The sequence below is a fragment of the Dactylosporangium sp. CS-047395 genome, assembly GCF_050942185.1.
Lineage (GTDB): Bacteria > Actinomycetota > Actinomycetes > Mycobacteriales > Micromonosporaceae > Dactylosporangium.
Map to the genome: position 1 here is coordinate 4,255,283 of NZ_CP192015.1, position 21,448 is coordinate 4,276,730.

Below are 21,448 nucleotides of genomic sequence, written 5' to 3' on the forward strand. Positions count from 1 at the left end.
CCGTTCCAACTATGTAACCGGCATCCCGCAAAGCTGCCTCGGCCTCGAAATTCCACGGAATATCGCGGAGCAGCGATGTCAGAGTTCTGCCGCGCTCAGGGCGGGGGAGCGCAGGGTGGCATACTTCTGACATCCGAACGGCAGACGACTGCGCCGGTGCAACAGCGAACTGTTGCACCGGCGCGGCGTCAGCATCAGGTCAGGATCGGCGGCGCCACAGCTTCGGCCGCCGGCCCGTGGTGGCCAGCATCAGGCCGATGATGAACAGGCCCAGACCGATCTCGGCGACGGTCGCCGTGGCGTTTCCGGTCACGGGCAGGGCGCCGCCAGTGCTGGGCTGAGCAGGTTCGGTGGCCGGGGACGAGGCCGCGGCAACGTTCAGCGCCAGTCCCAGGTAGCGCGGATTGCCCGAGGCGTCAAAGCCCGAAGCGGTCACCGTGTGCGTTCCGGCGGCGAGATCCGCCGGCATGGCCAGCGTCACGGAAAAGGTGCCGTCCATCAGTACCGGCGCCGTTCCCAGCACCGCCGGCGTCGAATAGAGCACGACGGTCACCGTGGAACCGGGCGCGAAGTTGCGCCCGCTGAACGTGACGTCCTGCGAAGCGGTCACGGTGGCGCCGCTGGTGCCGGCCGAACTGACGATCTCGCCGGCCAGCGCCGGCACGGTCGCCGGCACCGCCGGGTCGGCGGTCTGCGTGTAGACGAACTTCATCGTCGACGTCGCCGGGCCGCCCGGGGTCGTCACGGTGACGTCGACGGAGCCCGTCGGCCCGGCCGGAGCCACGGCCGTGAGCTGGCTGTCGCTGTCGACCGTGAATGACGCCGCGGCCACTCCGCCGAACGTCACCGCGGTCGCACCGGTCAAGTGGGTCCCGGAAATCACGATCGAGGTGCCGGCCGTGTTCGCCGGCCCCACGAGCGGCGTCAAGCCGGTCACCGTCGGCGCCGGTGGTACGACCGTGAATGACACCGGCGCCGAATCCGTCGAGGCGTTCCCCGCCGCGTCGGTCTGCTTGACGGTCAGCGAGTAGGACCCGTTGGCCGGAGGCGACGCAGGACTGCACGACCACGAACCGCCGGAGCCGACGGTAGTGGTACACGTCGTTGCCGTCGAAGCCGGTGCGGGTCCGACGAGCGTGGCCGTGACCGTGGCGCCGTTCTCGCCGCTGCCGCTGACCGTCACGGCGTCGTTGGCCAGGACGGCACCGGCCGACGGTGCGGCGACGGTGGGCACGGCCGGCGCTTCGGAGTCGATCGTGAACGACACCGGCGCCGTGTTCCCCGACGCGTTCGTCGCCGCGTCGGTCTGTTTCACGGTCAGCGAGTAGGACCCGTCGGCCAGCGGCGACGCGGGAGTGCACGACCACGAGCCGCCAGAACCGACGCCGCTGGTACAGGTCGTTGCCGTCGAAGCCGGCGCGGGTCCGACGAGCGTGGCCGTGACCGTGGCGCCGTTCTCGCCGCCGCTGCCGCTGACCGCCACGGCGCCGTTCGTGAGCATCGCGCCGGCCGAAGGTGCCGAAACCGTGGGTACGGCCGGTGCTTCGGAGTCGATCGCGAACGAGATTGATGGCGAGTTCGCCGACACCTTGCTCGCCGCGTCGGTCTGTTTGACGGTCAGCGAGTAGGACCCGTCGGCCAGCGCCGACGCGGGAGTGCACGACCACGAGCCGCCAGAACCGACGCCGCTGGTACAGGTCGTTGCCGTCGAAGCCGGCGCGGGCCCGACGATCGTCGCGGTCACCGTGGCGCCGTCCTTGCCGCCGCTGCCGCTGACCGTGACGGCGCCGTTGGTCAGCACCGCGCTCGCCGACGGCGCCGAAACCGTTGGCACGGGCGGTGCCGCATCGATGGTGAAGGCAACCGGCGCCGAGGTGTCCGCGGGATCATCCGCCGCTTTGCGCTGCGCGACCCTCACCGTGTACGCCCCATCGGTCAGCGGCGACGACGGGGTGCACGACCACGACCCGCTGGAGCCGGCGGTGTCGGTGCAGGTCGTCACCGTCGTGGCTGGGGCCGGCCCGACGATCGACGCCGTCACGGTCGCGCCATCGGTGCCACCGGTACCGCTGACCGTGACCGCATTGCTGGTCAGCACCGCGTTGGCGGCCGGTGCGGCAATCGTCGGCGGGGCCAGACTGCAGTAGCTCGCCCCCTCGTCCGTGATCGTGGCGCCGGCGCACGTCAGCGCCGGTGTTCCGGCCCCGGCGCCGGGAAGCGCCTCGGCGATGAAGCGGACGCCGTTGATGCCCGTCTGCTGCACCCCCATCAGGATGTTCACGTTGACACTCGCCCCCGCGGCGAGTGGCTGCGCGAGCGCGACAGCCAGGCTCGAGTTGAAGCCGCCGCCGTTGGGCTGGGACGGTGCCTGCTCGAGGGTGGTGCCGACGACCGGCACGTCGGCGCTGGCTCCGCCGCAGGCCGTGCGGTCGACGGTGACGGTGCCGCCCGACCCGGTTCGGGGCCGCAGATCGGCGTAGCCGCTGGGCGCCGGGAACGTGCGGACGTCGGCGATCCGGAGGCGGAGCCGGCTGATCGGCGTGCCGGTGGTGTTCGTGATGGTCCGCCGGTACGTGAGCGTGCCGAAGGTCGAGTTGTTCGCCGGATTGCTGGTTGTCTCGCGGGCCGCGTTCGGCGCGGCGCTGTCCGAGGCGCAGTCGTTGAGCAGGCTCACGGCGAGACCGCCGCCGGACACCGGCGAGCTCAGGTTCTCCGGCCCCGGGGCGCCGAGCCGCTGGCCGGCGCCGGCCGAGGTGCCGTTGGTGTCGACGAACACGAAATCGGCCCCGTTGTTGCCGGTGTCCTTGGGCACGCCCGGGGTCGGGGTGGTGAGCACGTTCCGGCCGGTGATCAACTCGGTGGAAAGGCTGCGGTAGAAGCTGTAGTCGATGCTGAACGGCGTCAGCGCCGAATAGCCGGTGCCCTCCTTGTACAGCGTGTTCGTCTCGCTCGTGCTGCCCACCGCGTCCAGCCGGCTGGCGAGCGTGTAACTCGCGCCGCCGGTGTTGTTGTCGAACAGCGCGATACCCGCATTGTCGGCGATGCCGGTGGTGTAGGTGGCATCGCCGGTGGCGGTCGTGCCGCTGCCGGCGGGGTAGCTCGTCAGCGAATAGCCGGCGCTGTTCACGCACAGGTAATGCCCGCGGCCGGGGATCACGGTGCCGTTGGGGATGGTGCACCGGGTCGTGCCGTCGGATGCGGCGATGCCATAGCCGGTGCCGCTCGTCGCGGCGACGGTGTGCGGCGAGCCGGAGGTGTTGGCGATCTCGATGAACTCGTCGTTGGCTCCGTTCGGCCCACGAACCCGGAACTCCGAGATGACCAGTGGCGCTGGATCGCCGGCCGCGCCGGCGGGCGCTGCCGGCAGGACGGCAATGGCGGTCCCAGCGACCAACGCGATCGCGGCGGCGGCGCAGCCCGTCGTCCGCAGCGCGGCCGGGATGGTGCTCTTCATGGGGCAAATAAAGCATGAATACGAACATTCTTCCCCAAAACCCGGAAATCGCTCCAGCGCTGAGCTGCCGGAGTTTCTCCGGCCGGTCCTGTCAGTTCTTGACAAAACCGCGTGGGAACAGCCACCCTCACAATCAAACGCCATCGAACATATTCGATCACATGCGTGTTCCGCTCCTCCCACCGTTCCGCCAGACGTGAAGGAGAGCTCCATGCACCATGCCCGTCGCGGCCTCGTCGCCCTCGCGACGACGAGCCTGCTGGCCACCGCCCTCGTCGGACTCACCGCCGGACCCGCCGGGGCCGCCACTACCACGATCAACGTCAACGGCGGCATCGCCGGGCGCACCTTCGACGGCGTCGGCGCGATCAGCGGCGGGGGCGGCAACTCGCGCCTGCTCGTCGATTACCCCGAACCGCAGCGCAGCCAGATCCTCGACTACCTGTTCAAGCCCGGCTACGGTGCCGCCGTGCAGCTGCTGAAGCTTGAAATCGGCGGCGACGCCAACTCGACCGACGGCTCCGAACCCAGCCACGAACACGTCCGCGGCGACATCAACTGCAACGCCGGCTACGAGTTCTGGCTCGGCGAGCAGGCCCTGGCCCGCAACCCCGGCATCCGCATCGTCGCCCTGCCGTGGGCCGCCCCGGGCTGGATCGGCGGCGGCAACTTCTGGTCCCAGGACATGATCGACTACGACATCGCGTGGCTCAACTGCGCGAAGGGCCACGGCATCACCGTGAGCTACCTCGGCGGCTGGAACGAGCGCGGCCACGACAGCGGCTGGTACAAGAACCTGCGGACCGGCCTGAACAACGCGGGCTTCGGCGCGGTGCAGATCGTCGGCGACGACAGCGGCTGGGGGATGGCCGACGAGTTCGCCGCCGATCCGGCGCTGCGCAACGCCGTCGGGGTGCTCGGCAACCACTATGTCTGCGGGTACCTGTCGCAGGCCGACTCCTGCAGCACGACGACGAACGCCCGCAGCAGCGGCAAGCCCCTGTGGGCCAGCGAGTTCGGCTCGCAGGACGACATGTCCGGCGTGGTGCCCTTCATCCGCACGCTCAACCGCGGCTACCTCGACGCGGAGATCTCCGGTTACATGAACTGGCCACTGATCGCCGCCATTACGCCCAATCTGCCCTACGCCACCGTCGGCCTGATGGACGCGGGCTCGCCGTGGTCGGGCGCCTACCGGGTCGGCCGGAACCTGTGGGCCAGCGCGCACTACACGCAGTTCACGCAGCCCGGCTGGAAGTACCTCAACTCCTCGGCCAGCGGCTATCTCGGCGGCAACCGGGCCAACGGCAGCTATGTGTCGCTCAAGTCCACCAACAACACCGACTACAGCACGGTGTACGAGACCAGCGGCACCACCGCCGCGCAGACCGTCAACGTCACCGTCTCCGGCGGGCTCAGCACCGGCACCGTACACGTGTGGTCGACCGACATGGGGTCGGTGAACCCCGCCGACTGGTTCGTCCGGCAGGCCGACATCACCCCGTCCGGCGGCGCCTACAGCCTCACCCTGCAACCCGGCCGTATTTACACGCTGAGCACCACCAGCGGGCAGGGCAAGGGCACCGCGGCCAGTCCCACGGCGCACGGCCTGGCGCTGCCGTACTCCGACACCTTCGACGGCTACGCCGTGCGCACGTTGCCGAAGTACACCGAGGACATGCAGGGCTCGTTCGAGACCCGCGCCTGCGCGGCCGGCCGGTCCGGCACCTGCCTGCAGCAGGTCGCGCCGCAACGGCCGATCAATTGGCAGGACGACAGCGACGCGTACACCCTCATCGGCGACCCGGGCTGGACCAACTACACCGTCAGCCTCGACGTGAACATGCAGCAGGCCGGCACGGTCACCCTGCTCGGCCGGGCGAACATCCAGAACCGGCCGCAGAACCGGCAGGCCGCCTACCAGCTGCGCGTGTCCAACACCGGCGCGTGGTCGATCGTGCGGCACACCAACACCAACACCGACACCACCCTGGCCTCCGGCACCCGCGCCGCGCTCGGCCTCAACACCTGGCACAACCTCAGGCTCGGCTTCTCCGGCGGGCAGATCACCGCGGCCGTCGACGGCACCACCGTCGGCACGGCCGGCGACTTCACCTACGGCAGCGGCCAGGCCGGCGTCGGCGTCGTGGGCTACCAGACCGACCAGTTCGACAACCTCAGCGTGACCGCCAACTCCGGCCCCACGCTGAGCGTCCTGCGCGGCGTCGGCTCCGGCCGGTGCGCCGACGTCCCCGCCCTGTCGCAGACCAACGGCACCCAGCTCGCCCTGTGGGACTGCAACGGCGGCGCCAACCAGACCTTCACCTCCAATGCCTCCAAACGGCTGCAGGTGTACGGCACGAAGTGCCTCGACGTGAACGGCGCGTCGACCGCCGACGGCGCCGCCGTGCAGATCTGGGACTGCAACAGCGGGACGAACCAGCAGTGGAACGTCAACCCCGACGGCACCGTCGTCGGCGTCGGCTCCGGCAAGTGCCTCGACGCGACGGGCGCCGGCACCGCCAACGGCACCCTGCTCGAGATCTGGACCTGCAACGGCGGCGACAACCAGAAATGGGCGCGCTCATGAGAATCACCACCATGGCGGCAGTACTGCTGCTGCTTCCGGCCACCGCGGTGCTCGCCGTCGCGGGCCCCGCCGCCGCAGCCACCACGTGGACCGTCACCGGCCCGACCGCGGGCACCACCACCGCACAGGTCGGCCTCGACAACGGCGCCCTCACCTTCGCGGTGTCCAACGGCGGGCAAACGGTGCTATCGCCGTCGCCGATCGGCATCGCCACCACCGCCGCCGACCTGACCCGCAACCTGACGTTCACGGCGCGCACGGACCGGACCGTCACCGAGGCCTACACCATGACGACCGGCAAGCAGCGCGGCCGCAGCACCACCTACAACGAGTCGACACTGTCCTTCACCGGCACCGGCGGCGCCCGCCTCGACGTGGTCGTGCGGGCGTCGAACACCGGCGCCGCCTACCGGTACGTGCTGCCCGGCAGCGGCGCGGTGACGATCAGCCGCGAGGCGTCGTCGTGGACCGTGCCGTCCGCGTCGAACGCGTGGCTCGCCCCGCCGCAGGCCGAGGACCAGGGCCGCTGGATCCAGACCACCGCCGGCGGCGCGCCGACCGGCAACAACTACCGCATCCCCGGCCTGTTCGAGGTCGGCGGCCGCTTCGCGCTCGTCGCCGAAACCGACCTCGACGGTCGCTACGCCGCCTCGTACCTCGCGCATGCCGCGGGCTCAGGGACGTACAATATCGCCTTGGCCGGTGGCATTTCCGGCACGCTGCCGCTGAGCACGCCGTGGCGCACCGCCGCCGTCGGCGACCTGGCCACCGTGACGTCCTCGACGATCGTCGACGACCTCGCCGCACCGTCCAAAGTGGCCGATCCGTCGTGGGTGAAGCCGGGCACCGTCGCCTGGTCGTGGCTGACCGAGCACGCGAGCCCGTCGGACGAGAACCGGCAGCGCCAGTACGTCGACTTCGCCGCCCGCAACGGCTGGAGCTCGGTGCTCATCGACGAGGGCTGGTCGTCGAGCTGGGTGCCGTCCGTCGTGACGTACGCGAAGTCCAAGGGCGTCGGCGTCATCCTCTGGTTCAACTCCGCCGACCTGAAGACGTCCGCGCAGCGGGAGAACTGGCTGCCGCTCATCAAGAGCTGGGGCGTGGCCGGAATTAAGGCCGACTTCATCTATGAGGACACCCAGCCGACGCTGCGTTGGTACGACGCCATCCTGGCCCGCACCGCCCAGCTGCAGCTGATGGTGAACTTCCACGGCGCCGCCACCCCGCGCGGCCTGCAGCGCACCTGGCCGCACGTCATGACGGCCGAGGCGGTGTTCGGCGCCGAACAGTACCTTCGGGCCGACTTCAACACGATCCTGCCGTTCACCCGCAACGCGATCGCGAGCATGGACTTCACGCCGGTCGTGTTCAGCCTGGCCAACCGCGACACCACCGACGGCCACGAACTGGGCACGTCGATCGTCTTCGAGTCCGGCTGGCAGCACCTGGCCGACAACCCGCAGAGCTACGACGCCCACCCCGAGGCGCTGCGGATCCTCGACCAGCTGCCGACCGCCTGGGACGAGACCCGGCTGCTGGGCGGGCGGCCGGGCCAGGAGGCGTACCTCGCCCGCCGCAGCGGCACCCGCTGGTTCATCGGCGGCATCTCCGCGCTGAACGCGAAGACCTTCACCACGCCGCTGTCGTTCCTCGGTGGCGGGCAGTTCCTGGCCGAAACCGTCCGCGACGGCACCGCCGGCCTGGTCCGCGAGACACGGGTGGTCACGAACGCCGACACCCTCAGCGTCGCCGAGGCGACCCGCGGCGGCTTCGCGACGGTCGTGTGCCCCTACAGCGCCGGCATGAGCTCGTGCGGTACCAGACCGGTGCCCTTCTCCTTGCGCGGCACCCAGTCCGGCCGCTGCGCCGACGTCCCCGGCGCGGTGCAGACCAGCGGCACGCAATTGGTGCTGTGGGACTGCAACGGCGGTGCCAACCAGGCGTTTACGCTCAGCGCGTCGAAACAGCTGCAGCTGTACGGCGGGACGAAGTGCCTCGACGTGGCCGGCGCGAGCGTGCAGGACGGTGCCGCCGTGCAGATCTGGGACTGCAACGGCCAGACCAACCAGCAGTGGAACGTCAACGCCGACGGCACCGTGGTCGGCGTCGGCTCGGGCAAATGCCTCGACGCGACGGCCAACGGCACCGCCAACGGCGTGCTGCTGGAGATCTGGTCGTGTAACGGCGGCAGCAACCAGCGGTGGAACCACGCCTGACCCGGTACCCGCGGCGGGCCGGGCGATCGCCGCCCGGCCCGCCGCTTGACTTCCCGGACGGTGCGAACGATTCTCACGGGCAGTCCAGGGAGGGACGCCACCGTGAGCCAGCCACCCGCAGTACCCGCAATACCCGCAATACCCTCGCCAGCCTGACGTTCAGCCGCCGCCCCCGGCCTATCCTGGATCTCCGCCACCCCCGGCCTATGCTGGATTTCCGCCGCCTCCGGCCTATCCCGGTTTTCCGCCGCCACCGGCCGCCGTGCCGCAGACCAACCAGTTCGCCGTCGCCGCCGTCGTGCTCGGGGCCATCGGCGGGATCCTGTTCAGCGTCATCTTCGCCGTCGTGGCGCTCGGGCAGATTCCGAGCCGGGGGCAGAAGGGCAAGAAGCTGGCCTACACCGCGCTGGCGCTGTCCGCCTTCTGGACGCTCGCGTTCGCCGGCATCTTCATCGCCGTCGCACTGAGCGAAGCCGATCGTGGCCCCGGCGGCGCGATCGTGGAGGCCGGCGACGTCGACCTCGACGACCTGCGCACCGGGGACTGCATCGACAAGCTGCCGCGGTCGGCGAGCGTCACGTACGTCGCCGGGATGCCGTGCACCCAGGAGCACGGCTGGGAGGTCTTCGCGACCTTCGACCTCGACGGCCGCGGCGGCTACCCGGGCGAGGACGCGGTGCACAAGCTCGCCGAGGACGGGTGCAACGAGCGGCTCGAGGGCTTCTCGGCCAAGGCCCTCGACGACGACACCGTCGAGCTCTACGGGCTCTTCCCCAGCCGCGCCTCCTGGCTGGAGAACTACGACCACACCGTGACCTGCCTGATCGGCAGCGACACCGCCCGGTTCACCGGCACCCTGGGCTCATGAGCCGGCGCGGGGGTGCGGCGTGCGTCCTCATGCCGGATGGGGCGGGCGGTCGCCGGGAGCCGCGGCGAAGCTGAGCACGACTGGTCGGCCGGTGCGATGGTCGCGCAGGCCTGGTCGACCCACGTGAGTACGCCGCGGATGGGACGGCGGCCGGGCGTAGAGGTGGTCAGCGCCACCGAGGGTCATCGGCCATCCCTCGGCCCGCAGTTGCTGGGCGCTGTCACGGGTCGACGGTGACGGTGACGGTGTGCCAGCCGGTGGCGCCGTCGGGGAACGGGGTGGCGCGCTGCTCCGGTTGGACGGCGCCGGTCCCGTCGGTGGCCCGCACCCGGACGGTGTGCAGCCCGGGCTGGGCGCTCCAGCTGATGCGCCACTGGACCCAGGTGTCGTGGGAGGGTACCGGGAGCAGTTCGGCGCGTTGCCACGGCTCGTTGTCGACCTGGATCTCGACGTCGGCGATGCCGCGGCCCTGGGCCCAGGCGACGCCGGCGATCGTGGCCGGGCCGGCCGGCAGGTGCGACAGGGGAGCGGGGCGGTCGATGCGGGAGGCGGTCTTCACCGGCGCGCGGGGGGCCCAGCCGCGGGTGACCCAGTACGCGTCGAAGGCGTCGAAGGTGGTCAGTTCGAGTTCGGTGAGCCATTTGCAGGCACCGGCGTAGCCGTACAGGCCGGGGGTGAGCATCCGGACCGGGAAGCCGTGCTCGAGCGGCAGGGGTTCGCCGTTCATCCCGACGCACAGCATCACGTCGGGGGTGTCCAGGACGGTGGTCAGCGGCGTACCGATGGTCATGCCGTCGGTGGAGCGGGCGACGACCTGGTCGACGCCCGGGCGGATGCCGGCCTCGCGCAGCAGCGGGGCGAGGGGGACGCCGAGCCAGCGGGCGGTGCCGATGTACGGGCCGCCGACCTCGTTGGAGACGCAGTTCAGGGTGATGTGCCGCTCGGTCAGGGGCCGGTCGAGCAGGTCGGCGAAGGTCAGGGTGCGCGGATGGTCGACCTGGCCGTGGATGCGCAGCCGCCAGCGGTCGAGGTCGACCCGGGGCACGGTGAGTGCGGTGTCGACCCGGTAGAAGTCGCGGTTGGCGGTGACGAAATCGGGGTCCTGCCCGGCGGGCAGCGGCGGTGCGGGATCTGATGCGGCGGGCAGGCGTACGGCGTCGCGGGTGCGGTCGGCGGCGCCGCCTCGGCTGCGGCGGACGGCGGCGGCCCCGGCGCCGGCGACCACCGCACCGGCACCGATGAGCGCCGCAGTGGCCAGGAACCGCCGCCGGTCGACTGTGGCCGGGTCGGACGTGGCTGGTTCGGGCGTAGCTGGTTCAGGCGTAGCCGGGTCGACCGTGGCCGGTTCGGGCATGGCCGGTTCGGGCATGGCCGGTTCGGGCATGGCCGGTTCGGGCATGGCCGGTTCGGGCATGGCCGGGTCGACCGTGGCCGGTTCGGGCATGGCCGGGTCGACCGTGGCCGGGTCGACCGTGGCCGGTTCGGGCATGGCCGGTTCGGGCATGGCCGGTTCGGGCATGGCCGGGTCGGGCTCGGCCAGTTCGGACGCTGCCGGGTCGGGCGTGGCCGGGCGCCGGTTGAGCAGGATCAGTGCAGCCGCGGTGATGAGACCCCCGGCGATCGAGGGTAGGACGTCAGCGGCGACGGCGGCGGGCCGAGACAGGGCGGCCGCGGCACCCACGGCGGCGAAGACGGCGGCACCGGCGAGGCCGTACGCGCGGCGGCGGGCGGCGAGGAGCCCGACGGCGACCGCCACGGCGGCCAGGGCGACAGCGATGCCGGTGAGCAGGGCGGGCTTGTCGGCGGTGCCGAAGGTGCGCACCGCGAACGTCTTGACCGGCGTCGGGGCGGCATCGATGAGCACCGAGCCGACCGCGACCGCCGGGCCTGCGGCCGGGTTGAGCAGCGCCGCGATGAGCTCGGCGACGGCGACGCCGGTCGCGGCGGCCAGCAGCCCGGACAGGGCGGCCCGGAGACGGTTGCGCACCACTTCACCTCCAGCCGGGGGCGGCGCGGACCGGGCGGTGCAGGCCCGGTCCGCGGCGAAACGGGGTCACATCTTCGGCATGAGGACGGTGTCGACGATGTAGACGGTGGCGTTCGCGGTCTGGACGTTGCCGCACACGACCATCGAGGTGCCGTTGACGGTGAACGCGGTGCCGGAGCCGGTGACCGTGAGGTCGGTACCCTGCAGGGTCTTGTGGGTGCCGGCCAGCTGCTGCGGGGTGAGCTTGCCCGAGACCACGTGGTAGGTGAGGACCGAGGTCAGGGTCTTGGGGTCGGCCAGGACCTTGTCGAGGTCGGCCTTCGGGATCTTGGCGAACGCGTCGTTGGTCGGCGCGAACACGGTCACCGCCGGGGCGGAGTTGAGCGAGTCGACGAGGTTGGCCTGCTTGACCGCGGTGACGAGGGTGGACAGCAGGGGGTTGCCGGAGGCGGCCGTGGCGACCGGCACCTTGGCCATCGCGTCGAAGCTGCCCGGGTTGGCCGGATCGGAGGGCACCGACGCGCACCCGGCCCCGAACTGGTCACCGGACATGGCCGGCGCGCTCGACATGGCGGGGGCGGCGGTCGTCATCGGCGCCGAGGTCGTGGCGGGGGTGCTGTCGTCACTGCTGTCACCGCAGGCGGCGAGGGACAATGCGACGGCGGCGCAGGCGGCGATGGCGGCGAGCTTCGTGCGGTACATGGGTGATCCCCTCAGTTGCGGTTCGGTCACCGGTGATTCGGGGCCGCGCGAGGATCGGATGGGTCGAATCGCCATGACTTTTCGGGTACATCGCGATGTGTCCTGGCATATCGGGACAGCGAGCCGGCTGGTGCGGCGTGGCGGCCGGGGCGCGAACACGAGGTACCGGCGCCGATGACGGCCACGGAGCGGCCGTTCGGACGGGCTGCGGTGGGCGCCGCGCCGGAAGGGCGGTCTGGCGGCTGCGGTACCGCTACCGCGGCTGGTACGAGCCCGGCCGGCACCCGGTGGCCGGCGCGCGGTGGGCATTGGACCGGGCCGCCCGCCGGCATCCGGAGGTGCCGGTGATGGCGGCGACCTCTTCCCGCGCTCCGCCGTCGACTGCCATGACCGGGATTCGGCGCCGGACCGCGAGCGGATGGGCGTCATCATCCGGTTGCGGCAGTGTCTCCGCGCTCAGCGGCGGTCCGGGCGTCGGCGGGTCGTTGCGGCGGTGTCTCCGCGCTCAGCGGCGGTCCGGGCGTTGCCGGTCGTCGCGGCGGCGTTCGGGCGGTTCCGGGCGGGCCGGTTCCGGGCGGGCCGGCTCCCGGCGTTGCTGCTGCTGCCGGATGCGGTCGCGCTGGGCCTGGAGGACGGCGGCGCGGGCCTGTTGCAGGTCGCGGTCGCGGAACCGTTTCTGGGCGGCCGCCGCGGTGTCGGCCACGCGGCGCAGGGAGACGGCGGCCAGGAACGCCGGTGCCGCCACGCGCGGGTCGCGGGTCGCCGCGCCGGCCGCCACCGCGTAGGAGAGGTACTCCCCGGCCCGGGCGGTGTCGGAGGCGCGGCCGGCGGCGAAGGCGGCGAGGCGGTACCGGCGCATCAGGGCACCATCCGATCGAGGTAGCCGGCGCCGACCTCGAGCAGCCCGGCCAGCGCCGGCCAGAGGGCGGCCGGGTCGAGGCCGGTCGCAACCGTGGCGTCGGCGAGGCTCACGGTGCCGTCGCTCAGGGCCCAGCAGAGGTACGTGGCCGGGTCGACGCGCACGAGCGGGCGGCCCGCGGCGTCGGCGATGGCGAGCAGGCCGTCGGCGGACTGTTCGTCGTATCCGCCGCCCAGCCCGGTGGTGACGAGGCGGTGCGCGGCGGCGAACGCGGGGTCGGGTTCGGCGAGCAGGCCGGCGGCGAACAGTCCCTCGACGGCCGCGCCCGGGCTGGGGACGCCGTCGGTGCGGGCCTGGTCGAGAAGGGCGCCGGCGGTCGGGTGGAAGCGGCTCTGCCACCACAGGTCGTACTCGGCCGGGGACACCGCGACGGCCTCGCCGGCGAGGCGGATGCAGTACTCGGGTTCGCCGGCCGGGGTCCAGATGCCGAGGCCGAAGCCGACGGGGAGCAGTACCGGGGCGGTCATGGCGTGCTCCCGGTGGTGCCGGTGTCGTTCAGGGCGCCGACGGCGTACGAGCAGAGCAGGAACAGCGTGAAGACGATGCCGACGCCGAGGGCGATCTTCGGCAGCAGCTCCGATCCGCCGAACTGGCGGGCCCGGCGCATGGCGAGGACGGCCACTACGATCGAGATGATCGGGCAGCAGCAGTTCGCCGCGAAGGAGACCACCGACATGATGAGCACGCTGTTGTCGGCCGGTGCCGCGATCGGTGTCGGCGCGGGTGCCGAGGGTTGGGGAACGCTGTAGGTCGGCGAAGGACTGCTGTAGGTGCCCGTGCTGTAGGAGCCCGTGCTGTAGCCCGTGCTGTAGGACTGCGACGTGCTGGAGGACCGCGACGTGCTGAACGAACCCGTGCTGTTCCGCTCGGCGTCGAGACGGCACCACGGGCACCACGTCAGGTGGCCCGGGTAGCTGTGCGTGCGGTTGACCTGGCACCTGGTCAGCGTCCGGCGCACGCCGTCCAGCGCGGTGCGCCATTCCGCGGCCGTCGGCCGGGTCCGCGGGTTGCGGGCGCCCTCCGCGAACGCCCGCCGGAACAGCAGTTGCAGCTCGGCCGGTAGCAGTGCGGTGTCGGGGGTGCGGGTCGGGGCGGTGAGCGTCGGGTCGCCGGAGGCGAAGTACAGGCCGCGGTGGGCGAGTTCGCGCGGGGACGGCTTCTCGCCCACGCCGTGCCAGACGCCGGCGAACGGGTGTTTGCCCTCCATGAGGAGCATGAAGATGAGCACGGCGAGCGCGTACCCGTCCGACTGCGTCGTGCGCGGCCGCTTGAACGAGGTCACCTCGGGCGCCTGGTACTCCGGCTTGCCGACCAGGCTCAGGAACGGCGCGCCGTTGGCCGACGGGACCTGCATCGAGTCGCAGTCGATGACGGTCACCAGGGCCCGGTCGTCGACGAGGACGTTGCTCTCGTTGAAGTCGCCGATGACGTAGCCGGCATCGTGCAGGGCGGCCGTCACGCCGGCGAGGTTCATCGCGGTCTGCAGCAGCCGCTCCCAGTCCTCGAAGGCGCCGAGCCAGTCCGGTTCGCGGTTGCGGCTGCGCCGGTCGGACGGGTTGACGATCCGGTGCAGTTCGACGCTGCGGGAGCGGTCGAGCAGCGGCATGACGAAGCCGCGGAACTCGCCGGCGGGGGTCACCACGACGTCGGTCGGCCAGGCGATGGTGGCGTGCCCGAGGTTCGCCGTGGGGTCGCGCGGCGGGTTGACGACCATGGTGGTGAGCTTCGCGAACCGTTCCGCGCCGCGCTCGTTGAGCACCTTCGGCCGGTACCACTTCAGGGCGGTTCCGTCGGCGAGCTCGTAGACCCAGCCCTCGCCGCCGGACGCGATGTAGCGGGTCGCCTGAATGCGTCCGCCGCCGGCCCGCCGGGTCGCGTTGACCTCGGCGAGCGAGGGGTGGTCAACGGCCATCGGGCACCGCGCGGACCGCTGCGATCAGGCTTTTGTCGTCGCCGGTACGGTCGTCGACCTCGCCGAGGAAGCGCCGCAGATGCTCCTCGGTGGCGCCGGCCGTGGTCTGCACGAACACGTCGGCGAAGAACGGCTCGTAGGGCCGCCCGCCGGCGTGCGTGATGAGCAGCCGCAGGCCGTCGCTGGACAGGGCGAACGCGTCGACGTCGGACTCGGGCCGCGAGGTGATCTCGATGTCCGGCAGCGCCGGGCCGGTGGTGAGGAACGTCGATTCGTTGGCGTACTCCCCGCGCAACGGCGGTGCCGCGATGTCCAGTCCGGCGGCGGTGCGGGCCACGACGACGCCGTCGCCGATCTGCCCGGCGTGCACCCCGTCCGGCCCGGCCACCAGCACGGCGAGGGTGCAGGCCAGGTCGCGGGCCGGGCGCTCGTGCTCCGCGGCCGCGCGCAGGACCGCGAACCGGGCGGCGCGCAGCAGGACCCGCACGAGCCGCGGCCCGCCGGGCCGGCCCCGGCCGCCGAGGTGCTCGAACGCTGCGACGACGGCCTGTACCGCGGCGGCCGCCCCGATCTCACTGGCGGCCGCGCTGCCGGCGCCGTCGGCCAGCGCCGCGACGATCCCCGGCGGCCCCTGCCATCAGGCGACGGCGTCCTGGCACGGCAGCCCGGAACGAAGGTGGGAGGTGCCGGCGGCGGTGCCGCCGACGACCGTCCACACCCGGTCCGCCACGGCGTCGGTCACGCCGATCGCCACTCGTCGGTGGGCGGCAGGGCGACCTGGACGGACTGCTCCAGCCCGGCGTCGCTGCTGACCTGCGTGTTGCTCACCGACACCTGGGCCATGCTGACCGACAGCCACTCGAAGAACTTCGCGAACGACTTGACGTCGCGCATCGCCGCGGCCGGCCGGGCCGTGCTCAGCGACGACAGGAAGGCCATGTCCGCCTCGTCGCCGACGCCGATCGGGAACACGGTGATGGCTTTTCGGGCCTGGGCCGCCCGCAGCGCGTCGACCGCCTGCCGGATCGTGGTGTCGTTGTCGGTCGGCGTGCCGTCGGACATGATGACCATCCACGGCCGGAAGTACTCCAGGCCGTTCTGCTTGTACGCGTTCTTCTGCTGCTCGATCTCGCTGAGGCCGAGCAGGATCGCCTCGGCCAGCGGCGTCGCGCCGCCCGCGGTCAGCATCGGCGCCTGGAAGTGCTGCGCCTCCTGGAATTCCGACACGCGCTCGGCGCGGCCGCCGAAGGTGACGACGCAGACCTCGGCCCGCTTGCGCGCGAGGGTGTTCTCCTTGATGTCGTCGGCGAACACCTGCAGGCCGGCGTTGAGCTCGGCGATCGGGCGGCCGCCCATCGAGGCCGAGGTGTCGAGCAGCAGCGCGCACGCGGCGCGCGGCTCGGGGTTGTCCGGGTTCACCCGAGGTTCGAACATGCGTGGCTCCTGTGCTCAGAGTTGTCCGTCAGTGCCTAGTTGTCGGTGAGATCGACGACGAGTGGTTTGTTGGTGATGCCGCGGTCGAGCGCGGCGATGTGGGCGATCGCGCCCCGCGGGCCGAACGGCGGCTGGGTGATCTCGCGGTCGCCGAGGACCGGCGCGCTGACCATCGACCGGTTGAGGCTCATGCCGCCGGCGGACTGGGATGCGGTACCGGTGGCGATCACCGGCACGGTGTGCGTGCCCAACCGCTGGCGGACCAGCTCGGCCGTGGCCGGCGACGCACCGGCCAGCGACACGAGGGTGGCGCAGTTGCCGAAGATGGCCGAGCGCTCGTTGGCGTCCTTGAACTGGGCCACGTCCTGGGCGGCGACGACGACCGAGGTGCTCGCCGAGCGGGAGACCGACAGCACCTCCTCGAAGGCGAACCGGTCCACGATGCGCGGGGCCTCGTCGATGACCAGGAAGACCTGGCGGGCGGTACGGCCGAACCGGCCGTACAACCGCTGCACGATGAGGTTCAGGGCGAGCGCGGATGCGACCTTGGCCGGCTCGCCGTGGCTGAGCGGGGCGGTCACGACGAGCAGGGCCCCGCTGTCGAGGAAGCCGGACATGCTCAGGCCCTGGCCGCGGGCGGACGTGTCGCCGAGCGCGGTGAGACCGGCCCCGGTGAGCCGGGCGAGCGCCGTGGCGACGCCGGACACGGCCCGGGTGTGCTCGTCGGGTTCGAGGCCGCCGATCGCGGTGAGGACCTCGTTCGCGCCCGGGTGGGCCGGGTTGCGGCGCAGCAGGGCGTGCAGCCGGGCGTGGTCGGTCAGCAGGCGCAGGAAGTCGGCGACGGTCGGCTTGCGCACGCCGAGCAGCGGCCGCAGCTGCAGCAGGCCGCGCAGGAGGGCGGCGTCGCGGCGGTAGAAGTACGGATCGGCGCTGCTCTGTTTGTTCTCCCGGCCGATGACGGCCACGACGGCGGCGTCGAGCGAGCCGTCGTCGACGAGTTCGTCGAGCCAGTTCCAGCGGACCGAACCGGCGGGGTCGGACAGGTCCCACTTGCCGATCTTGACGCCGAGCCGGCCGTGGGCCGCCGCGTACCGCCCGACGTCGTCGAGCAGGTCGCCCTTGACGTCGACGGCGAGGACGGTGTGCCCAGCCTTCAGCGCGGCGTAGATCCAGGGAAGCACGACGCCGCGGGTCTTGCCGCTGCCGTTGGGCCCGATGACCGCGGCGTGGCGGCGCAGCACCTCGAACGGCACCGCGACCGGGGTGCTCGGCCCGCGCCGGTCGCTGACCAGCCGGCCGAGCGGGAAACCGCCGGGCGGCAGGGCCCGCGCCTCGGCCTCGCCGGCGATGCCGCGGTAGTCGAGGAAAGCGTGCCCGCTCGGCGCCGGCGGCGGGTCGCCGGGCATGAGCACGCCGGTCGCCATCGCCGCCCGGGACGCGTTGAGCTGCCCGGCTACCCGGCCGCGCTGGTACAGGTTGCGCCCGCCGCTCGCGGCCCGGCCCGCCAGCCGGAACCCGGTGACCATGGCGCGGGTGCTCATCTTGGTGAGCTTCCAGGCGATGGTGATCGGGTCGTAGAACGGGTCGTTGTCGGGCAACCTCGGACGCTCCAAACTCCTCGAGCCGCCCCGGCAGCGTATGTAGCTGCGCCGATGCTCCGGCACCGCTGAACTGGCGAGCATTCTGCCGGGAGCGGTGATCGTTGCCGTCGGGCAAGTTATCCGGCCGGACCGGTCCGGACCTGCGGCAACGCCGAACGGCGGGCCAAGGTCATCCGAACCGCCGAGCCGTCACCCGCGCGATCGTACGGTCGCCGCCTCCCGATGCCGCCCGAGCTTCTCCAGCAGGCACGCGTGGTTCTCCACGGCCGCGTGCCGGCGGTCGGCGGGGACCCGCACCCCGGTCGCGGCGAGATGGTCCAGGATCGCGACGGCCTCGCCGGTCGCCCGCAGCCCGTCCTTGACGTTCGAGCTCGCCCGCAGGCACGAGTACCCGTACTGCTCCAGATTGCGGGCCAGATCCAGCGGGTCCTCGCCCGGCCGCCGGCGCAGGGCCACGGCCTCGGCCCGGGGCTGGATGGCCTCGAGGTACCGGCGGCTCTGGTTCAGCCGGTCCGCCCACACGCCGAGCGAGACCCCGAGGTCGTGCAGGTGCTCGGGGTCGGCCGCGGCGACCCGGCGCCAGATCGCGACCGCCTCGGCCGACACCGGTACACCCTCGGGCACGCGACCGCTGCGCCAGAGCGTGATGCTGCGGTGGTCCAGCAGGCCGGCCAGCGCGGGAAGGTTCCCGGCGGGATCCTCGACCGCCAGCATCCGCCGGATCGCGATCGCCTCGTCGTCGAAGACCAGCACGTCGCCCCAGCGGTTGAGGCTGGCGTGCCAGAACCCGACCAGCCGCAGGTTGATCGCCAGCAGCCCGAGGTACGTCTTCGGGTCGGACCCGGCCAGGTTGCGCCGGATGGCGATGGTCTCCAGGCCCGGCCGGATCGCGTCGGCCCAGCGCTCGTGCGCGCTGTACACCAGGGCCAGCCGCCACGCCGCCTCGGCGACCCGCGGTACGGCCTGCGGATCGCTCTGGGCGAGCCGGCGCTCGATGAGAATCGACTCCGAGGCGGCCTGGACCGCCTTGTCCACCTTGCCGGTCCCGCTGAGCCCGCGCGCCAGCATCCGCAGCGCGAAGGCGAGGTTCTTGAGCTGCCCGGGATCGTCGACGACGAGCTGGCGGCCGATCGCGACGGCCTCCGTGGCCGGGTCGACCAGGTCCGCGAACCGCTCGGCGTCGGCCAGCAGCTGGGCCCGGGCCGCGAGGTACTGGGCCAGCGCCGGCCAGTGCGTCCCCGGATCGGCGGCGGCGGCCGGCCGGATCGCCCGGATCGCCGCCTCCTGCGCGACCAGGGCCTCGGCGGGCCGGCCCAGGTGCATCAGCCCGACCCGGCGCCGGTGCAGCTGCCGGGCCGTATCGGCCGGGGCGGTGTCCGGCCGGGTCGCCCGGATGCGCAGCGACTCGTCGTTGGCCGTCATCGCCTCGGCCCACCGCGACAGGTTGCCGTAGGTGAAGGCCAGATGATCGAGCGTCACCGCGACGTCGTCGTCGTCACCGTGCACCCGGAAGGCGGCCAGGGCGTCGGCGAGCGCCGGCGCGGCCTGCGCGAACCGGCCCAGGTCGTTGAGGAGCGCGCCGAACTGCCGCAGCGCGTACGCGTACTGGTCGGGCTCGGCCTCGGCGTTGGCGTACCGGACGTGCAGCAGCTCGCCGGAGACCTCGATCGCCTCCTCGGGCCGCCCGGCCCGGTGCAGCCACAGGGCCAGGTTGAACAGCGCGTTCCCGGCCCCGCCGGGCAGGTCGCGGCGCAGCGCCACCTCGTCGCGGGCCGCCGCGGCCGCCTCCGCGAACCGGCCGGCCCGGGCGAGGTACACCCCCAGGTTCTGCAGCGACGACGCGAGGTCGGCCGGGGCGGCATCGGGCAGCACCCGGCGGATGCCGACCGCCTCGCCCGTGGCGGCCAGTGCCTCCGCGAGCCGGTTCCGCTGGGCCAGCCAGTACCCGTACGTGTGCAGGGCGGCGGCCAGCGAGGCCAGGTACAGCCCGGGATCCTCGGCGGCCAGGGCCCGGCGCAGCTCGACCCGCTCGGCCAGGGCGGCGACCTTCGCGGCCGCCTCGTCGAGGGGGTCGTCGGCCGGGGCCGACGTGATCGGCTCGGCGGCGGCGGACTCCGGGGCCGCGGGGGCCGGGGCGAGCACGGCGGCCGCGGGCAGGCCGGCACCGGCCGGGGCGGGCAGCGCGGCCAGGTCGGCGGCGCACATCTCGGCCAGCCGACCGGCCAGCTCGGTGACCCGGGGATCGCCGAGCTCACGCAGCGTGCGCAGCGCCGCCGAATCGCCCGGCGCGGCGTAGTCGGCCGCCCCGAGCAGGAGCCGTTCGTCGTACTGGGCGCGCAGGGTCTCCCACAGGTACGGCGCGACCGACAGCGCGGTCAGCGACGTGCAGATCGACCAAGCCGAGAAGCGGTCCAGGCCGGGACCGAAGTCCGCCGCCGTCCGCCGCGGCGACTGGTAGTCCGGCAGCCCCAGCTCGTTGGCCGGGCGGCCGGCCAGGGCGGGCACGAACATGCCGTCGTAGTCGATGAGCCGCAGCCCGTCGTCGCCGGCCACCAGGAGGTTGCCGTGCTGCAGGTCGCCGTGGGCGATCCCGGCCGCCTCCAGCCGCGCCGCGAGCGCGAGCACCTCGTCGGCGAGCCGGGCGACCCGGTCCCGGTCCAGGTAGTTCGCCTCGAGCCAGGTCATGAGGCTGGTGGCCTCGACCCACTCCATCTTGAGGATCGGGTACCGCTCGCCGCGGATCTCGATGCCCTCCGCCAGGTACTCGAACCCGGTCAGCTCCGGCAGGTCGAGCCCGGCGAGCGCGGCCGAGACGTGCTCGTACCGCTCCTGCTGGTCGGCCGCGTGCTGGGTGAAGCACTTCACGGCCCACCGCTTGCCCGTCTCGGCCTCGGTGACCTGGAACACGGACGCGAACGTGCCGGAGCCCATCACCGCGGGCAGGCCGGTCGCCACCGCGACCCGGAGTTCACCGGCTCGCAGTACCGGGTCCAGCAGGGCCTTGTCGGCGTGCTGGAGCGCGTCGAAGTAGTCCGACCGCGACGGGAAGGCCCGGGCCGTCATTGCGTGACCACGGCCGTAATGAGGGTGACGTCGTCGTCGCGCAGCGCGCCGCGCTCGCGCAGCCCCTCGATGTCGCCCTCGGTGAGCGCCGCGGCGCCGTCCGGGCCGCCGTGCGCGAGAATCCAGTGGGCGACGGCGTCGGTCGCGAGGTGGAACACGTCGCCGGACTCCCAGCCGCCGCTGACCTGCCGCTGGACGGCTGTGACCTTCTCCGCGTCCAGGCGCCGCGACGGCAGCAGGTCGGGCGCGCTGCCGAACCCGGCCGGGTCGTCGATCGGGAACACGAGCAGCAACCGGCCGGCACGGACCTGGAACAGGCACGAGTCGCCGACCGCAGACGCCGCGAAGGTACCGTCGGCACGCACCTGCACGCCGAGCAGCGTCGCGTAGGCGCCGCGTTCCAGACCCGGCTCCTCGTACCAGCGGATCGGTTTTTCGCGCTGTTCCCGGTCGGCCACGTACTCCGCGACGACGGCATCCCACCTGGCGGCGGCCCGCACCGCGGTCGAGGCCACGTCGTCGGTGAACTCGCCGACCAGCTCGGCCGCCCAGCGGCCGGCGAGCATCGCCTCGCTGGCCCCGTCGGCGACCGCCAGCCGCGCGACGTCTCCCGACGGCGGCTCCGCGTGCCAGGCGTCCTCGTACTCGGCCTCGCTCGACCCCCGCTTGGGTACGTGCAGTACGGCGATCTCGAGCTCCATC

The 21,448-nt window shown here is 72.6% G+C and carries 14 protein-coding genes; 3 read left to right on the forward strand and 11 right to left on the reverse strand.

Annotated elements, in window-relative coordinates; genetic code table 11:
- Positions 1–199 precede the first annotated feature (199 nt).
- Positions 200–3,667 (reverse strand): Ig-like domain-containing protein, encoded by a 3,468-nt coding sequence (locus ACQP00_RS19980; RefSeq protein WP_433221207.1) that lies wholly within the window; start codon positions 3,665–3,667, stop codon positions 200–202.
- Here ACQP00_RS19980 and ACQP00_RS19985 point away from each other — a divergent pair.
- From ACQP00_RS19985 to ACQP00_RS19995, 3 genes are all read left to right on the forward strand, one after another.
- Positions 3,666–6,044, forward strand: a complete 2,379-nt coding sequence (locus ACQP00_RS19985) for a ricin-type beta-trefoil lectin domain protein (RefSeq protein ID WP_433221209.1) — start codon at positions 3,666–3,668, stop codon at positions 6,042–6,044. The two genes, ACQP00_RS19980 and ACQP00_RS19985, sit on opposite strands and share 2 nt — an antisense overlap.
- On the forward strand, positions 6,041–8,260 hold the full coding sequence (locus ACQP00_RS19990) for a glycoside hydrolase family 97 catalytic domain-containing protein (protein ID WP_433221211.1): 2,220 nt from the start codon (positions 6,041–6,043) through the stop codon (positions 8,258–8,260). The genes ACQP00_RS19985 and ACQP00_RS19990 overlap by 4 nt, the downstream gene beginning before the upstream one ends.
- 262 nt (positions 8,261–8,522) lie before the next feature.
- Positions 8,523–9,128, forward strand: a complete 606-nt coding sequence (locus ACQP00_RS19995) for a septum formation family protein (protein ID WP_433221213.1) — start codon at positions 8,523–8,525, stop codon at positions 9,126–9,128.
- A 220-nt stretch (positions 9,129–9,348) separates the two neighbouring features.
- Here the strand turns inward: ACQP00_RS19995 and ACQP00_RS20000 are convergent, their stop codons facing one another.
- From ACQP00_RS20000 to ACQP00_RS20045, 10 genes are all read right to left on the reverse strand, one after another.
- Positions 9,349–11,115: a molybdopterin-dependent oxidoreductase gene (locus ACQP00_RS20000; protein ID WP_433221215.1), complete on the reverse strand. Its 1,767-nt coding sequence runs from the start codon at positions 11,113–11,115 to the stop codon at positions 9,349–9,351.
- A 66-nt stretch (positions 11,116–11,181) separates the two neighbouring features.
- Positions 11,182–11,817: a fasciclin domain-containing protein gene (locus ACQP00_RS20005; protein ID WP_433221217.1), complete on the reverse strand. Its 636-nt coding sequence runs from the start codon at positions 11,815–11,817 to the stop codon at positions 11,182–11,184.
- Between the two features lie 505 nt (positions 11,818–12,322).
- The gene (locus ACQP00_RS20010; protein ID WP_433221219.1) at positions 12,323–12,676 is read right to left on the reverse strand and encodes a hypothetical protein; all 354 of its coding nucleotides are present in this window, start codon (positions 12,674–12,676) and stop codon (positions 12,323–12,325) included.
- The gene (locus ACQP00_RS20015) at positions 12,676–13,203 is read right to left on the reverse strand and encodes a hypothetical protein (RefSeq protein WP_433221221.1); all 528 of its coding nucleotides are present in this window, start codon (positions 13,201–13,203) and stop codon (positions 12,676–12,678) included. Before ACQP00_RS20015 ends, ACQP00_RS20010 begins: the two co-directional genes overlap by 1 nt.
- Positions 13,200–14,648 (reverse strand): hypothetical protein, encoded by a 1,449-nt coding sequence (locus ACQP00_RS20020; protein ID WP_433221223.1) that lies wholly within the window; start codon positions 14,646–14,648, stop codon positions 13,200–13,202. The genes ACQP00_RS20015 and ACQP00_RS20020 overlap by 4 nt, the downstream gene beginning before the upstream one ends.
- Positions 14,638–15,267 carry a protein phosphatase 2C domain-containing protein gene (locus ACQP00_RS20025; RefSeq protein WP_433223916.1) on the reverse strand — a complete coding sequence of 210 codons (630 nt, stop codon included), beginning with the start codon at positions 15,265–15,267 and terminating at the stop codon, positions 14,638–14,640. The genes ACQP00_RS20020 and ACQP00_RS20025 overlap by 11 nt, the downstream gene beginning before the upstream one ends.
- Positions 15,268–15,386: 119 nt before the next feature.
- Positions 15,387–16,082: a vWA domain-containing protein gene (locus ACQP00_RS20030; protein WP_433221225.1), complete on the reverse strand. Its 696-nt coding sequence runs from the start codon at positions 16,080–16,082 to the stop codon at positions 15,387–15,389.
- A 35-nt stretch (positions 16,083–16,117) separates the two neighbouring features.
- On the reverse strand, positions 16,118–17,680 hold the full coding sequence (locus ACQP00_RS20035) for a type IV secretory system conjugative DNA transfer family protein (protein ID WP_433221227.1): 1,563 nt from the start codon (positions 17,678–17,680) through the stop codon (positions 16,118–16,120).
- A 192-nt stretch (positions 17,681–17,872) separates the two neighbouring features.
- Entirely contained in the window at positions 17,873–20,746 is a 2,874-nt protein-coding gene (locus ACQP00_RS20040; RefSeq protein ID WP_433221229.1) for a protein kinase domain-containing protein, read from the reverse strand.
- A complete protein-coding gene (locus ACQP00_RS20045) occupies positions 20,743–21,447 on the reverse strand; it encodes a protein phosphatase 2C domain-containing protein (protein ID WP_433221231.1) in 705 nt (234 codons plus the stop codon). The genes ACQP00_RS20040 and ACQP00_RS20045 overlap by 4 nt, the downstream gene beginning before the upstream one ends.
- Position 21,448 lies beyond the last annotated feature (1 nt).

Excerpts from the sequence above, each read along its gene's own strand:
- ACQP00_RS20045 (WP_433221231.1), bottom strand. The coding sequence starts at position 21,447 with ATGGAGCTCGAGATCGCCGTACTGCACGTACCCAAGCGGGGGTCGAGC.
- ACQP00_RS20005 (WP_433221217.1), bottom strand. The coding sequence starts at position 11,817 with ATGTACCGCACGAAGCTCGCCGCCATCGCCGCCTGCGCCGCCGTCGCA.
- ACQP00_RS19980 (WP_433221207.1), bottom strand. The coding sequence starts at position 3,667 with ATGGAGCTCTCCTTCACGTCTGGCGGAACGGTGGGAGGAGCGGAACAC.
- ACQP00_RS20030 (WP_433221225.1), bottom strand. The coding sequence starts at position 16,082 with ATGTTCGAACCTCGGGTGAACCCGGACAACCCCGAGCCGCGCGCCGCG.
- ACQP00_RS20010 (WP_433221219.1), bottom strand. The coding sequence starts at position 12,676 with ATGCGCCGGTACCGCCTCGCCGCCTTCGCCGCCGGCCGCGCCTCCGAC.
- ACQP00_RS20020 (WP_433221223.1), bottom strand. The coding sequence starts at position 14,648 with ATGGCCGTTGACCACCCCTCGCTCGCCGAGGTCAACGCGACCCGGCGG.
- ACQP00_RS19985 (WP_433221209.1), top strand. The coding sequence starts at position 3,666 with ATGCACCATGCCCGTCGCGGCCTCGTCGCCCTCGCGACGACGAGCCTG.
- ACQP00_RS20040 (WP_433221229.1), bottom strand. The coding sequence starts at position 20,746 with ATGACGGCCCGGGCCTTCCCGTCGCGGTCGGACTACTTCGACGCGCTC.
- ACQP00_RS20015 (WP_433221221.1), bottom strand. The coding sequence starts at position 13,203 with ATGACCGCCCCGGTACTGCTCCCCGTCGGCTTCGGCCTCGGCATCTGG.
- ACQP00_RS19990 (WP_433221211.1), top strand. The coding sequence starts at position 6,041 with ATGAGAATCACCACCATGGCGGCAGTACTGCTGCTGCTTCCGGCCACC.